At 58.5% G+C, this 13712-nt stretch carries 14 protein-coding genes; 13 read left to right on the forward strand and 1 reads right to left on the reverse strand.

What is annotated here, in order from left to right:
* Positions 1 to 75 precede the first annotated feature (75 nt).
* The 10 genes from flgF to EDC14_RS04245 all read left to right on the forward strand — a co-directional run bounded on the left by flgF (position 76) and on the right by EDC14_RS04245 (position 9827).
* The gene (gene flgF, locus EDC14_RS04200) at positions 76 to 801 is read left to right on the forward strand and encodes a flagellar basal-body rod protein FlgF (protein ID WP_165907780.1); all 726 of its coding nucleotides are present in this window, start codon (positions 76 to 78) and stop codon (positions 799 to 801) included.
* Positions 802 to 1152: 351 nt separating this feature from the next.
* Positions 1153 to 1941, forward strand: a complete 789-nt coding sequence (gene flgG / locus EDC14_RS04205) for a flagellar basal-body rod protein FlgG (RefSeq protein WP_132012935.1) — start codon at positions 1153 to 1155, stop codon at positions 1939 to 1941.
* Positions 1942 to 1950: 9 nt separating this feature from the next.
* On the forward strand, positions 1951 to 2907 hold the full coding sequence (gene flgA / locus EDC14_RS04210) for a flagellar basal body P-ring formation chaperone FlgA (RefSeq protein WP_132012936.1): 957 nt from the start codon (positions 1951 to 1953) through the stop codon (positions 2905 to 2907).
* On the forward strand, positions 2900 to 3493 hold the full coding sequence (locus EDC14_RS04215) for a flagellar basal body L-ring protein FlgH (RefSeq protein ID WP_132012937.1): 594 nt from the start codon (positions 2900 to 2902) through the stop codon (positions 3491 to 3493). Before flgA ends, EDC14_RS04215 begins: the two co-directional genes overlap by 8 nt.
* A 408-nt stretch (positions 3494 to 3901) precedes the next feature.
* On the forward strand, positions 3902 to 5026 hold the full coding sequence (locus tag EDC14_RS04220) for a flagellar basal body P-ring protein FlgI (RefSeq protein WP_132012938.1): 1125 nt from the start codon (positions 3902 to 3904) through the stop codon (positions 5024 to 5026).
* Between the two features lie 15 nt (positions 5027 to 5041).
* Positions 5042 to 5344, forward strand: coding sequence for a rod-binding protein (locus tag EDC14_RS04225; RefSeq protein ID WP_132012939.1), 303 nt, complete (start codon positions 5042 to 5044; stop codon positions 5342 to 5344).
* A gap of 98 nt (positions 5345 to 5442) precedes the next feature.
* Positions 5443 to 6231, forward strand: coding sequence for a hypothetical protein (locus EDC14_RS04230; RefSeq protein ID WP_132012940.1), 789 nt, complete (start codon positions 5443 to 5445; stop codon positions 6229 to 6231).
* Positions 6232 to 6416: 185 nt separating this feature from the next.
* A complete protein-coding gene (locus tag EDC14_RS04235) occupies positions 6417 to 7076 on the forward strand; it encodes a class I SAM-dependent methyltransferase (RefSeq protein WP_132012941.1) in 660 nt (219 codons plus the stop codon).
* A 150-nt stretch (positions 7077 to 7226) separates the two neighbouring features.
* Positions 7227 to 8726 carry a glycogen synthase gene (locus EDC14_RS04240; protein WP_132012942.1) on the forward strand — a complete coding sequence of 500 codons (1500 nt, stop codon included), beginning with the start codon at positions 7227 to 7229 and terminating at the stop codon, positions 8724 to 8726.
* A gap of 15 nt (positions 8727 to 8741) precedes the next feature.
* Complete coding sequence (locus tag EDC14_RS04245; RefSeq protein WP_132012943.1) at positions 8742 to 9827, forward strand: hypothetical protein; 1086 nt, start codon at positions 8742 to 8744, stop codon at positions 9825 to 9827.
* Here EDC14_RS04245 and EDC14_RS26605 read toward each other — a convergent pair.
* On the reverse strand, positions 9814 to 9978 hold the full coding sequence (locus EDC14_RS26605) for a hypothetical protein (protein WP_165907781.1): 165 nt from the start codon (positions 9976 to 9978) through the stop codon (positions 9814 to 9816). The two genes, EDC14_RS04245 and EDC14_RS26605, sit on opposite strands and share 14 nt — an antisense overlap.
* A gap of 193 nt (positions 9979 to 10171) precedes the next feature.
* Here EDC14_RS26605 and EDC14_RS04250 point away from each other — a divergent pair, with 193 nt between their 5' ends.
* From EDC14_RS04250 to EDC14_RS04260, 3 genes are all read left to right on the forward strand, one after another.
* Positions 10172 to 11389: a sensor histidine kinase gene (locus EDC14_RS04250; protein ID WP_132012944.1), complete on the forward strand. Its 1218-nt coding sequence runs from the start codon at positions 10172 to 10174 to the stop codon at positions 11387 to 11389.
* Positions 11386 to 12060: a response regulator gene (locus EDC14_RS04255; RefSeq protein ID WP_132012945.1), complete on the forward strand. Its 675-nt coding sequence runs from the start codon at positions 11386 to 11388 to the stop codon at positions 12058 to 12060. The genes EDC14_RS04250 and EDC14_RS04255 overlap by 4 nt, the downstream gene beginning before the upstream one ends.
* A gap of 276 nt (positions 12061 to 12336) precedes the next feature.
* Entirely contained in the window at positions 12337 to 13647 is a 1311-nt protein-coding gene (locus tag EDC14_RS04260) for an ABC transporter substrate-binding protein (protein ID WP_243662805.1), read from the forward strand.
* Positions 13648 to 13712: the final 65 nt, after the last annotated feature.

The raw sequence follows: 13712 nt of genomic DNA on the forward strand, positions 1-13712 counted from the left end.
GAAAAAAACGCTAATCTCCAACCGAAAATGGCCGATAATTGCTATAAGGAATGTTCCCGCACAGGAGGTGAGTGTATGATACGCGGTTTGTATACGGCGGCAACCGGAATGGTCGCCGAACAAGCGCGCCAGGACACGGCCGCCAATAATCTGGCCAATGTCAATACGGTGGGTTTCAAACGGGACAATCTCACCGAGATCTCTTTTCAAGAACAGTTGATTCGGGCTTATTCCAAAGGGGGAAACACTCCCATCGGCGGATTGGGAATGGGCGTCGACCTCAACGGCACCTACACCGATTACAGCCTCGGCAACCTGATTCAGACCGACAATCCAACCGATCTGGCCATCACCGGAGACGGTTTGTTGGCATTTGAACGGAATGGCCAGGTCCGCTACACGCGAGCCGGCAATTTGACCTTGAATCAGGAACAGGTTCTGGTCACGCAGAATGGCGATCCGGTATTGGGTGAGAATGGCCCGATCCGTCTCGCCGGTTCCTTCACGGTGGCTCCGGACGGAGCGATCATCCAAAACGGACAAGTCGTGGACCGGCTTCGCCTGGCGGCAACTGCCGGCATGGTGAAACAAGGCGATTCTTACGTCAACGGCAATGGCGCTCAGGAAACGCCGGCTGAAAATGTCCGGATCGTTCAGGGTGCGCTGGAAGGGTCCAACGTGAACAGCGTTCGGGAGATGATCACCATGATTAACGTGACCCGGAGCTACGACGCCAACCAGCGGGCGATAGTCGCCCAGGACGAGACCCTGGGCAAGGCAGTCAATGAACTGGCTAAGTAACGCCGGACCATTGCAAATAGTATGCAACGACATGATTTGAATCGCATGATTTACGAAAAAAACGGTGAAGCCTTCGTTGCTTTCGCAAATCATATCCACGCTTTCGCAAATCATATCCACGAAGGATTCATGTCGTTGTCTATGGACAGGTGCCGTTACGACGAGAAACCGGACCGCCTGGCGGAGGTTTGGAAAGAGCGATCGACCGAACTCTTTCCCGAAGAATGTAGCAACGCGCCCGTCCTCTTTGCACAGGACTTACGACCCGACTTGAATTACGCAATTCCGCCAAACCCGAAAAGAGCGGTTTGCCGGAAAATTTAGCAGTTCTGAACAAGAGGAGGTAACAGGATGATTCGTGCTTTATGGACCGCTGGGACCGGGATGAACGCCCAGCAACTGAATATCGACACCATCGCCAACAATCTCTCGAATGTCAATACCACCGGTTTTAAAAAGATGCGGGCCGAGTTTCAAGACTTGCTCTATCAGACCATGCGCGAACCGGGCAGTTCGTCCTATCAGGGAGTGCAGATCCCGACCGGACTCCAGATAGGTTTGGGTGTCCGCACGGTGGCCACCACCAAGATCTTTACGCAGGGCGATTATTTGCAATCCGACAATTCGCTGGATATGCTCATTCAGGGCCAGGGCTTTTTCCAGGTGGAGATGCCCGACGGCACCGCCGCCTATACCCGCAACGGCTCTTTTAAGGTCGACGGCGACGGCCGGGTCGTCACCTCCGAAGGCTATGTGCTGCAGCCGGAGATCACGATTCCGGCGGGCGTGAAGACCATCGATGTCGGCAGCGACGGCACGGTCTCGGTTACCTTGAGCGACGAGACGGCGGCGCAAGAGGTCGGCAGGATCGACCTGGTAACTTTCATCAACCCGGCCGGACTCACCAATCGCGGCAATGGCTTATACCAGCAGAGCGGCGCTTCGGGAGAACCGGTGACAGTGACTCCGGGGTCGGACGGCGCCGGCACCATTGTCCAGGGTTATCTGGAGATGTCCAATGTCAAAGTGGTGGAAGAAATGATCAATATGATCGTCGCCCAACGTGCTTATGAAGTGAATTCCAAGGCGATCCAGGCTTCCGATGAGATGCTGCAGACCGCCAATAATCTGAGGCGTTAAAAGATCTGAATGATGAAGCTTTGGCAACGGTTCTTAGGAATCGGGCTGGCCGTTTTGATCGCTCTGGGGAACGGTGCCGCCGCCGCCGAGGGTCTCACGGTCACCATTCCCGAGCAGGTGACGGTGAACGGCCCGCGGATTGGCTTGGGAGACATTGGAACGTTTAGCGGGGGAACGCCCGCCGAGTACCAAATCCTTGCCCAGATGGCGTTGGGTCCGGCGCCTCAGCCGGGGCAATCACGGGTTTTTGCCAAAAAATATCTTGATTTTCAGATTAAACAGCTTCCTTTGAAAGAACCGGTACGCCTGGAAATGAGCGAGACCGTCACGATTCAAGTGGCGGCCGTTTGTATTACCAAGGACGCCATTGCGGCGGAGGTGGGAAAGCTGCTTCCGGCGAAACCGGGAGTGACCCGCTGGATCGAGTTGAATAACCTCCCGGATTCGATCTGGCTGAATCCGGGCGATTGGCGGATCGGAGCGGTTCCGGTGGGGAAGTTGCCCGACTTCGGCAAGGTGCTGTTCCAAGTCACTTTGGAGAACGGTTCCGAACGGAAGGTTATCAACGTCAGCGGCCGGATCCGGGCCAAGGCCAGAGTGTATAAACTCGTGCACCATCTGCCGAAATTCACCCCGCTGCAGCCGGAGGATCTGGAACCGGTCGAAATGGAATTGACTTTCGGCGATGAATTTTGCGAAGACTGGGAAGGATGGCGGACCAGCAAACCGGTGCGCGCCGGCAGAATTCTCCGCGCCGCCGATCTGCAGCGGGTCCCGCTGGTGGCGAAAGACCATCCGGTGCGAGTCACGGTCAAGAACGCCGGCGTCGAGATCGTCATCGCCGGGATCGCTTTGGCGGACGGCTGGAGCGGCGATTCGATCCCGGTCGTCAATCCTTCCAGTAAAACTAAGTTCCGGGCCAAAGTAAGCGGGCCCGGCGCAACAGAGGTGATCATCCTTGAGTAGGACCAGAAAGATGCTGCTGGGTGTGGTTCTGGCAGTGATTGGGCTGATGGCCATGCCCATGGCGGCGGCTGCCGATTCGCTCTGGTCGGATCGGAATGTCTCGCCTTTCAGCGGCAAACGGATCGCCTATAAAGCCGGCGATTTATTAACCGTGGTCATTGTGGAATCAGCCTCGGCGACCCAAAAGGCCGAGTCCAACAACGGCGAATCGGGATCGGTCAGCGCCTCCGGCAGCGGAAGCATGGGAAAGCTCCTGCCGGCACTCGGCACCGACTGGAAATCCAGTTCCGACGGGAAAGGGACCACGACCCGCGGCGGTACGATTACCGCCAAGATTACCGTCACGGTTCTGGAGGTCAATCCGGAGGGTTTATTGACCATCGAAGGCCGCCAGATGATTAAAGTCAACAAAGAAGAGCAGATCTTGAAGATCACCGGTACCGTCAGGCCGGAGGACATCGCCAGCGATAATACGATCTATTCAACCTATATTGCGAACGCGGCCATCGAATACCAAGGCAGCGGCACGGTGGGCGATACGCAGGGGACCGGGATTCTCACCAGGATCTTTCATTGGATATTCTAGAAGCCAGGTGATAAAGTCTCTTTCAAATGAATCCTTTTGCCAAAGGATTTTAAACGACTTTATCACTTGCTTCCTTGAGCTTTTGTGTTCACCCCGACCTTCGGACGGGGTTTATCACAACGCTTTCTAGAAGCCATGTGATAAAGTCTTTCGAAACTGAAATCAGCTTGCAAAAAGATTTAAAAACGACTTTATCCCTTCCTTCTCTGAGCTTTTGTGTTCACCCTGGCCTTCGGACCGGGTTTATCACAACGCTTCTAGAAGCCAGGTGATAAAGTCTCTTTCCAAATCGCTTTGACTTGCAGAAGGATTTCAACCGACTTTATCGTTTGCTTCAAACAATCGCTGTGACCCTTCCGGCTTTTTAAGCCGGGTTAATCACAGCTCTTCGAGGAGGTTGGTGAGAGCATGTTGAAGAAGCTGATCGGTCTGATCTTCACCGCAATGATTCTGGGAACGGGCCTCTTTCCGGCGCTGGCCGCCGCGGAGGAGAATCCGGTCATTATTACCCGGATCAAGGATATCGCCCGGCTGGAAGGCGTACGCAGCAATCAGCTGACCGGAATGGGACTGGTGGTCGGACTCAACGGCACGGGCGACTCCAGCAAATCCAATGCCCAGCTGGTGGCCAACACCGTTTTGAAATGGGGCATTCAACTATCGGTCAGCGATTTGAAGGTTAAAAACATCGCAGCCGTTTTCCTGACTGCGACGCTCCCTCCCTACACCCGTTCGGGGGATTCGCTCACGGTGCAAGTGGCTTCCTTCGGTGACGCTAAGAGCCTGCAAGGCGGAGTGCTGTTGCAATCGCCGCTCACCGGCGCCGACGGCAAAGTGTACGCGGTGGCCCAAGGGCCGGTCTATCTCGGCGGTTACCTGGCGGGGACTAAAGGCGCCAGCCAGCAGAAGAATGTCACGACGGTGGGCGTGATTCCGTCCGGCGCCATCGTGGAACGGATCGTTCCGATGGCCTTCAGCGTCCAGGGCAAATTGCGCTGGGTGCTCAGCAATCCCGATTTTACCACTGCCACCCGCCTGGCCGGGACCATCAACGATATGCTGAATTCCACTACGGCCCGGGCCGTGGACATGGGAATGGTCGAAGTGGACATCCCCGAGGAGCGGACCCAGGATCCGGTCGCCTTTATCTCGGAGATCGAAAACCTGCCGGTGACCCCCGACGGCCTGGCGAAAGTGATCATCAATGAGCGGACCGGAACGGTGATCGTCGGCGACAAAGTGAAGATTGCCCCGGTGGCGGTCACTCACCGCAATATCACCGTGAAGATCACCGCGACTCCCAAGGTATCGCAGCCGAATCCCCTGTCGGGCGGTCAGACCCAGGTGGTCCAGGAGAAGGCGGTGGAGGTCAACGAGGAGCAAGGCCGCCTGATTCTGATGCCGGCCGGGACCAACATCGGGACCATCGTCCGTTCGCTGAACGCGGTGGGAACCACTCCCCAGGACATTATCGCGGTGATTGTGGCGATCAAGGAAGCCGGCGCATTGTATGGAACGTTAGAATTTATGTAATCGAGGAAACATTTGATGAGCTCAATTCAAAACCCCCTTTCCGTCTCCCTCAATACCCCCCAATGGCAACGGGGCCTGGACCCCGAGCAGCGCAAGCTGGCCAAAGCCTGTTCCGATTTTGAAACGGTCCTGGTCAAGCAGATGCTCGAAGCGATGCAGGGTTCCACGCCGCTATTTGGCAAAGGCTTCGGCGGCGAATATTTTCAAAGTTTATTCCAGGAGGAACTTTCGAAAGAAATTTCCGTTAATGGATTAGGAGTCGGCAAGATGATGTTCGAGCAACTCAACCAGGCTCAAAATTCAAAAAAAGCCAAATAAAGGCGAAACAGTCATTTTGCTGCCAGGAGAAGGGAATCAGGAAATCATGGCGAATACATAAGTGATTTCCTGATCTATTTTAAAGGGGGATAAAAGCAGTGACAAACAGAAACGGAAGTAAAGGGGTTGCCGTCACCCAAGATACCCACGCCAAAAACCCCGGATTCTTCGCCAAGATCTACCGTCTATTATTCCATGAAGATGTATACTACCGGATCGGCGGTTATTTAATCTTCGGTTTGCTCTTATTCTTCATTGCCTGGGCCAGTTTCCAATTTCTCATTAAGAAGCCGAATCTTTTAGCCGATTCGTTCATGGTCCAAAAGCTCGTCAGCTCCACCACGGCCAAGACCTTCGGAACCTGGGGCACCGAGCATTTTGGCAAGACGCTGACGCTCTTCAAATGGCAACTCGATGTCGCCAAGGAGTTCGACATCTGGGGCAACGTCCTTGTGCTGACTTTCAAATACTTTGTCAATCATTTGATTTTTGTGATCCCGTTCATTTTCCTGCTCAACTTCTTTAAAGTCGGCCGCTGGAATTTCGGCGCCATCTATTTTGCGTTTTATACGATCCTCTGGGGCGCAGTCATCGGCACCCAGTCCCTGAGCTTCCCCACTGGCACCAATGTGGCGCTGGGTTCGCTGATTCTTTTCGCCCGCTTCGGGCTCTGGACCTGGTTCTCCTACCTGTTGCTGGTGGTCGGCACCGCGCAATTCGGTTGGCTGGTCGCGCCCAATCTGTCCGGATGGGCCTGGAAGCAGGAGCGGAAACTCTGGCCGGTCCATTTCACTCCGGAGCAACGGGAAGTCTTCATTTACGGCCTGTTGTTCCTGTTGGCCTCCAGCTTCGCCGAGGCGCGCATCTTTGTCCACTATAACCTCTAATCGTTTTCTCAATGGCATGAACCAAAAACCCGGGACGCCCCGGGTTTTTTTCGTTCTCAACCTCTTTTTGGGCGGGCCGGAGGATTGCAGCTATAAAACCCGGCCTTGAACCGGTATAATATAAATGGTAAATGGTCGTTTCCAAGCTTCATTCTCTTTTGAACCAGAACGGAGAGGTGATCCGTATGTCCGAACATTATTATTCATCCCAACCCACTTCCGGCCATCAGATCCAGGAGTTCACGGCCACGCTCCGCGGCGTCAGCCTGCGGCTGCGGACCGATGCCGGCGTCTTCTCCAAGAACCGGCTCGATAGTGGGACCGCGTTGCTCATCGAGGCATTGCCCCTGAGCCCCGACTTGCGTTCCGTATTCGACCTGGGCTGCGGGTATGGTCCCATCGGCCTGACCGTGGCCAAGCTGCTGCCGCAGGCGGCGGTGGCGATGAGCGACATTAACCAGCGCGCCACCGAGCTGGCCGCCCATAATGCGGCTGCCAACGGCATCACCAATGTGACGATCCGGACCGGCGAAGGATTCACGCCCTTTGCGGGGCTCCGCTTTGACCTGATCGTGACCAACCCGCCGATCCGCGCCGGCAAACAGGTGATTTACCCCCTGGTCGAACAGGCGTTGCACGCCTTGAATCCCGGCGGCTCCTTCGTGGCGGTGATCCTGACCCGGCAGGGCGCCAAGAGCCTGGAACGGAAGATGGCCGACGTTTTCGGAAACGTGCGCGAGCTCGAAAAGGGCGGCGGCTACCGGGTGGTGCAAAGCGTCAAAACCGGGGCGGAGCTTCCCGGGAGCCCGGCCGGCCCCGCCTCTCCTCCCAAACTGGAAGAATAGCCGGGACCTTTATCGCTCAAACTACCCATGTCGCAACCCTTGGCGGGGATTGCGGCGCTTGCTTTGCCGCCCGGTCCGGAGCGGGCGGGAACCCTTTAGCGGCGGCCGGTGGCGGAGCAAAGTTTGGGTACTTCATGAGGAGTGAAATGAATGAGCGATGGCCCTTTAAAGATTCTGTTACTCTCGGCCGAGGTGGTTCCGTTCGCCAAGACCGGGGGCTTGGCGGATGTCGCCGGGGCGCTTCCCAAGGCGCTGAAGGAACTCGGCCACGACGTGCGGGTGGCGATGCCGCGCTACGGCTTTATTGACAAAAACAAATTCAATCTGCAGGAACGGTTGATCGGACTGACGGTGCCCATGAACGGCGGTTCCGATACCGCCTCCGTTTACGAAGGCAAGATCGGCGCCGACGTTCCGGTCTATATGATCGATAATCCCAAGTATTTCGACCGCGAGGGCATTTATATGTATCCGGACGATGCCGACCGCTTCGTCTTCTTCTCGCGGGGGGCCATGGAGATGCTGAAACGGCTCGACTGGGCCCCCGACATCCTGCATTGCAATGACTGGCATACCGCCATCGTTCCCAACTGGCTCAAATCGATCTATAAGGATGACCCCTTCTTCGCCAGGACCGCCTCGATTTACACCATTCACAACCTGGCGTACCAGGGCGTCTTCGGCTACCGGGTGCTGGAGATCGCCGGCGTTGACAAGTATCAGTTCATGGTGCCGCCCGGGGTGTCGCCGGAGAACCAGATCAACATGATGGGCCGGGGCATCTTCTTCGCCGATCTGGTCAATACCGTCAGCGATACCTATGCCCAGGAGATCCTGACCTCCGAATACGGCGAGGGCTACGACTGGCTGCTGCGGGAGCGGCGCGACCGCTTATACGGGATCGTCAACGGCATCGACTACGAGTCCAACAACCCGGCGGCCGATCCCCATATCTTCCACCATTATGACCTGCAGCACGCCGAGGATAAGCTCCACAACAAGCTGGCGCTGCAGAAAGAGTCCGGCCTGGCGCAGGAGCCGCATACGCCGCTCATCGGGATGATCTCGCGGTTGTCGGATCAAAAGGGCTTCGACCTCATCGGGCACGTCATCGAAGCGATGATGGCCAACCTGAATTTCCAGTTCATCTTGCTCGGCACCGGCGCCGAACATTACCATAACCTGTTCCATTCGATCCAGGAACGTTTCCCGAGCCGCTCCGCGGTCTATCTGACTTTCAACTCGGCGTTGGCCCAGAAGATTTACGCCGCCTCCGACCTGTTCCTGATGCCGTCCAGGTTTGAGCCTTGCGGGCTGGGGCAACTCATCGCCCTGCGTTACGGGAGCATCCCGATCGTCCGGGAGACCGGCGGTTTGAAAGATACGGTCCAGAATTACGATCCGCAGACCAGCAACGGCAACGGCTTTACCTTCCGTCAGTATGACGCCCTGGCGATGTATACCGCCATCGTCCGCGCCATCGAAACCTACCATTACCCCGAGGTCTGGAAGACCCTGATCCAGCGGGCGATGAGCGCCGACTTTTCCTGGCGGGTCTCGGCCGCCAAATATATCGATCTCTATCACCGCGCGTTGGCGCTCCGGGCCGACCATCCGGTCCCCGACCAGTACGCCAACGTGCCCGGATAAAGGAGGATTTTGCGGATGCCGCTAACTGCAACCCGTTCCATCGCGGAGCTGGAAGAGCTGAAAAACGCGCTGCCCGCCGCGGAAAAAAGCCTGTTCGACCGGTACTTCCGGGTGGACACCACCGTCGGCAAGCTGGTCCCGCCGGAGAGCATGAAAGGCTGGATCGAGAAAAACTTCGGCTCCCTCGAGCGGGTGGAGAACCAGAAGATCGTCAAGGTGACCAACCTCCTGACCCTGGAAGGGGCGCTCTTCAACGAGATCCGGGCCAGCCGCCCCATGGAATGCAAGGTCGATGAATCGGTCCGCCAGCTGATCGAGAATGGGACCGGCGATCCGTTCTGCAAGGTCAGGGAGGGGACGCCCGCCGATTCCTTCGGCCGGGTCGAGGGGAGCTACTCCACCACCGCCAGCAATATCGCCAAATACGACGGTTATCACGGCCTGGTGGTCTTCAAGGAACATAACCCGCTGATGCTCCACAAGCAGGCGATCAGCGACTATTTCGAGACCGCCATGGAATGGGCGCAGCGCGCCCGGGCCGAGGACCCCGAGGCCAAATATTACTTCTTCATGTGGAACTGCCTCTGGAAGAGCGGCGCCTCGATCGTGCACGGCCACGCCCAGATGACGCTGACCCGCGGGATGCATTATCCCAAGGCCGAGGCGCTGCGGCGGGTATGGGCCGCCTATAAACAGCAATATAACGGCACCTGTTATTTCTGCGACCTCTTCAAGATCCACCAAAGCCTGGGGCTGGCCTGGAAGTGGGAGGATGTCAAGGGCATGGCCTATCTGACCCCGCTCAAGGAGAAAGAGATCATCCTGCTGGCCCCGAAACCCGGCGTTCCGCTCTACCATGCGGTCCACGCGGTGCTCGAAAGCCTGATGAAGCTGTGCGTGACCAGTTTCAACCTCGCGCTCTACTTGCCGCCCCTGGCGCCGGTCGCCGAGGACTGGGACGGCTTTCCGGCGGTGGTCCGGATCGTGGACCGCGGCGACCCCAACAACAAGACCGCGGACTTCGGCGCGATGGAGCTCTATGCCGCCAGTGTCATCTCCAGCGACCCCTTCCAGGTGGCGGAGCATATTACAGGGCATTGAACCGTTCCTTCGCTTCACGATCCGCTGATTCATCCGAGACGGCCGCCCGGCCGTCTTTTGCGTTGCCACCCGGGAAACTTGCTTCTCCAAAACGAACCGCGGCAACCGCCGCCGTTACCACTTTATCCACAAAAGGATCTACAGCAGTCATCGCCGCAGGATCTTCAGTTATCCAATCAGCGCGGCATGGGCCGCCCATGGCTCCGGCGTCAGGACAGGGCGGCCGGCGGCCGTTGCCAGAAATTTTTCAATTTACTAATGCGTAGTTTTTGGTAATATAGAAATATAACCGGTTCGTTACATTTTGTTTACAAGCGCCGGATGGCGAGAGGGTGGTGACCCGGATGCCGGAACGTTGGTGGCGGATGGTGGTTCCCGGATTGGCGGTTGCCGGGCATCTGTTCGCCTGGATTCAGTTTCAATACCGGATCGACGCGCTGCCGTTGCCCGAAGCCTGGCGCAGCCAGTTTGTCTTCCTATTGCTCTTCTCGCTGGCGTTCGCCCTGGCGTTGTCCTTCTGCCGGCGGCTGCTCTTCACTTGGCTGCTCCTCTCCGGCCAGGCGCTGTTATTGACTGTCATCGGGCTGCCGTTCGGCGATTACTTGGGCGTCGAAGTGACGTTGCTGGCGGCATTCATCATCGAGGCCATCTTTTATACGCCGTGGTGGCAGGGGGCGGCGGCCGCCGCCGGTCTGACCGGCATCGCCGTCGGCCTGCAGCAATTGCCGATCACCGCCTGGGGCGCGCGGCTGTCGGTGGCGTCGGCTCACGATCAGTTGGCCTTCGCGGTCTATGCCGGCTTGCTCATCGCGCTGGCGCTGCTGTTGCGGCTGGAGAAAGACGCGCAGAGCGGGACGGCGACCCAGAACCGCAGCCTGCATGATGCGACGCTGCAACTCTCCCAGATCAATATGCAACTTCAGGAATACGCGGCCATGGCCGAGCAGGAATCGGTACTGACCGAGCGGAAGCGCCTGGCGCGGGAGATCCACGATACGCTGGCCTACACCCTGACCAACCTGGTGATGATGATGGAGGCGGCGATGGATATGGCGGGCGACCCGGGGGCGGCGCTCCGCGACCACCTGCAGCTCTCCCGGGATCAGGCCAAGGCCGGGCTGGCCGAGGTCCGGACCACCCTGCAGGAGTTGCGGGCGGTCAAGCCTTCGGAAACCGCAGGACTGCCCGCTATCAAGCAACTGGTGGATACCTTCGTCAAGGCCACCCAGATGGAGGTCTCGCTGAATTTCGGCAACGCGCCGCTGCGTTTCGGGGCGGAAGCCGACTGGACGGCCTACCGCGTGGTCCAGGAGGGACTGACCAACGCTCTGCGCCACGGCCGGGCCTCCCGGGTCTGGATCTCCTTCGCCTGGGTCGGTGCGGGGATCAGCATCCTGATCCGCGACAACGGCCAGGGCGCGGCGGGCCTCAAAGAAGGGTACGGCCTGATGGGCATGAGGGAGCGGCTGGAACGCCTGGGCGGCCGGATGCTGGTGGAGAGCAAGCCCGGCGACGGCTTCCTGTTGTCGGTATGGTTTCCGGTGAAAGAGGGAGTGGAATGAAGAGAATCCGCGTTTTGCTGGTGGACGACCAGAAGCTCTTCGCCGAGAGTCTCCGGACCGTGCTGGAGACCCGGGCGCGGGCCCTGGAAGTGGTGGGCGTCGCGGCCAACGGCCGGGAGGCCGTGGAGCGGGTGGCGGAGACCCGGCCCGACATCGTCCTGATGGATGTGCGCATGCCCGAGCTGAACGGCGTCGAAAGCACCCGGGCCATCAAGGAGCGCTTCCCCGCCACCAAGGTGCTGATGCTGACGACCTTCGACGATGACGAATACGTGGTGGAAGCCCTGCATCTGGGCGCAGCCGGCTACCTGCTGAAGGATGTGCCGCCGGCCGAGCTGATCGCGGCCATCGAGGCGGTCTCCGAGGGCGGGGTGCTGATCGCGCCCCAGGTCGCCAGCAAGCTTGTGGAGAAGCTGCGCCAGCCGCCGGAGTCGAAACCCCCGGTCCTTTCCGAGGAGAAGCCGGCCCCCCATTGGCTGCAGCAGTTGAGCAACAGGGAGAAGGAGATCCTGCAGCTAATCGCCGCCGGCCTCGACAACAAGGAGATCGCCAAGCGTTTGTACATCGGCGAGCAGACGGTGAAAAACTATGTCAGCATCATCTACTGCAAGCTGGATACCCACGACCGGGTCCAGGCGGCGCGGCTGGCGCTGGAGGCGGGATTGGGCTGACCATTCCCGGATATTGTGGAGAACACCCTTAGCGGGTGTTTTTTGATCGCCTTTTAAGTGCGGTAATAGTACCATGGTACTGAGTCCCGCGCCGCGGCAGGCGGTGATCCAGTACTGCGGTGAGGTGACAGCGAGACGTCATGAATGATATATTACAAATAGGTAAACGCCACTGGTTCCCGGCTTTTCCGGCCATTGAATCGGCAGCCGGATCGGCGCCGGAAACGGGGCGGGCGTCCCAAGTCGTTGCATAGAGAAAAAAGGGGAGGAATGTTGATGCTTCGAACCAAACAAAACCGTTGGCGGACCGGACTGGGACTGGCAATGCTCCTGGCTGTGGCGCTCCTGGTCAATCTGCCGGTCTCACAGGCGGAGAATGTGACGTTGCGTTTTGTCGCCGCCAACCATCCGTTCTATGACGTGATCAAGCCATTGCTGCCGGAGTTCGAGAAGCAGACCGGGATCAAGGTGCGGGCCGAAAACTACGAGGAGAATCAATTGACGCCGAAGCTGACCGTCGAATTTACCTCCAACGCTTCGACCATCGATGTCTTCATGACCCGGCCGCTCCAGGAGGGGAAACTCTTCAGCCGCAACAAATGGTATGAGCCGTTGAACCGGTACATCAACGACCGCAAGAAGACCCCGGCCCGCTGGGGCTGGTCCGACTTCCCCAAATCGGCGGTGCAGGCCGTCACCCATCAGGGGAGCATCGGGGCCGTACCGATCGTCACCGAGTGGCAAGTGGTCTTCTACCGAAAAGACCTCTTCCAGCAGGCTAAGCTGAAAGCCCCGAAGACCCTGGAAGAACTGGAGGCTGCCGCCGCCAAATTGAACAACCCCGCCGGCGAGTTTTACGGGATCGTCTCGCGCGGCCAGCGCGGCGCCGCGGTCACCCAGTTCTCCAGTTACCTTTATAATTTCGGCGGCGACTTCATCAAAGACGGCAAATGCGTGATCGACTCGCCCGAAGCCGTCAAGGCGTTCAAGTATTACGGCAAGTTGCTGAAGAACTACGGACCGCCCGGCGTCACCAACATGAGCTGGCCGCAGGCCCAAGCCCTCTTCGCCAGCGGCAAGGTGGCGATGTGGACCGACGCCAGCGTGCTCATTGCCGGGCTGCTGGATGAGAAGTCCAAAGTCGCCGACAAGATCGGCGTGGCGCTCTTCCCGGCCGGTCCCGCCGGCAATCACCCCTTCATGATCGTGCCCTGGTCCCTGGCGATTCCGGCCCAATCCCGCAACAAGGAAGCGGCCTGGAAGTTCGTGCAGTGGGCCGCCAGCAAGGAGATTGCCAAAAAGGCGCAGTTGGCCGGTTTGACCATGGCCCGCAATTCGGTCTGGACCGATAAGGAAGTGCTGGCCAAGATCCAGCCGGACCTGGCGCTCACCGCCAAGCAGACCGGGCCCATCGCCACCCCCTATGACCGGCCGCTGATGACAGCGGTGGTCGAGGCCCGCGACATCATCGGCGACGTCATCGTCAAGGCCATCGAGACCGGCGGCAACGCCGACATCGAAAGCCTGGCCAAGGCCGCGGCCAAAGGGGTCGACGCTTTGCTCGACAAAGCCGGCGAAGGCAAGTAACGTTTTTGCAGCCATTCGCGGAGGCGCGGCCCGAGCCGCGCCTCCATCAAAACTCACGGGGAATT

The organism is Hydrogenispora ethanolica (assembly GCF_004340685.1).
GTDB lineage: Bacteria > Bacillota > UBA4882 > UBA8346 > UBA8346 > Hydrogenispora > Hydrogenispora ethanolica.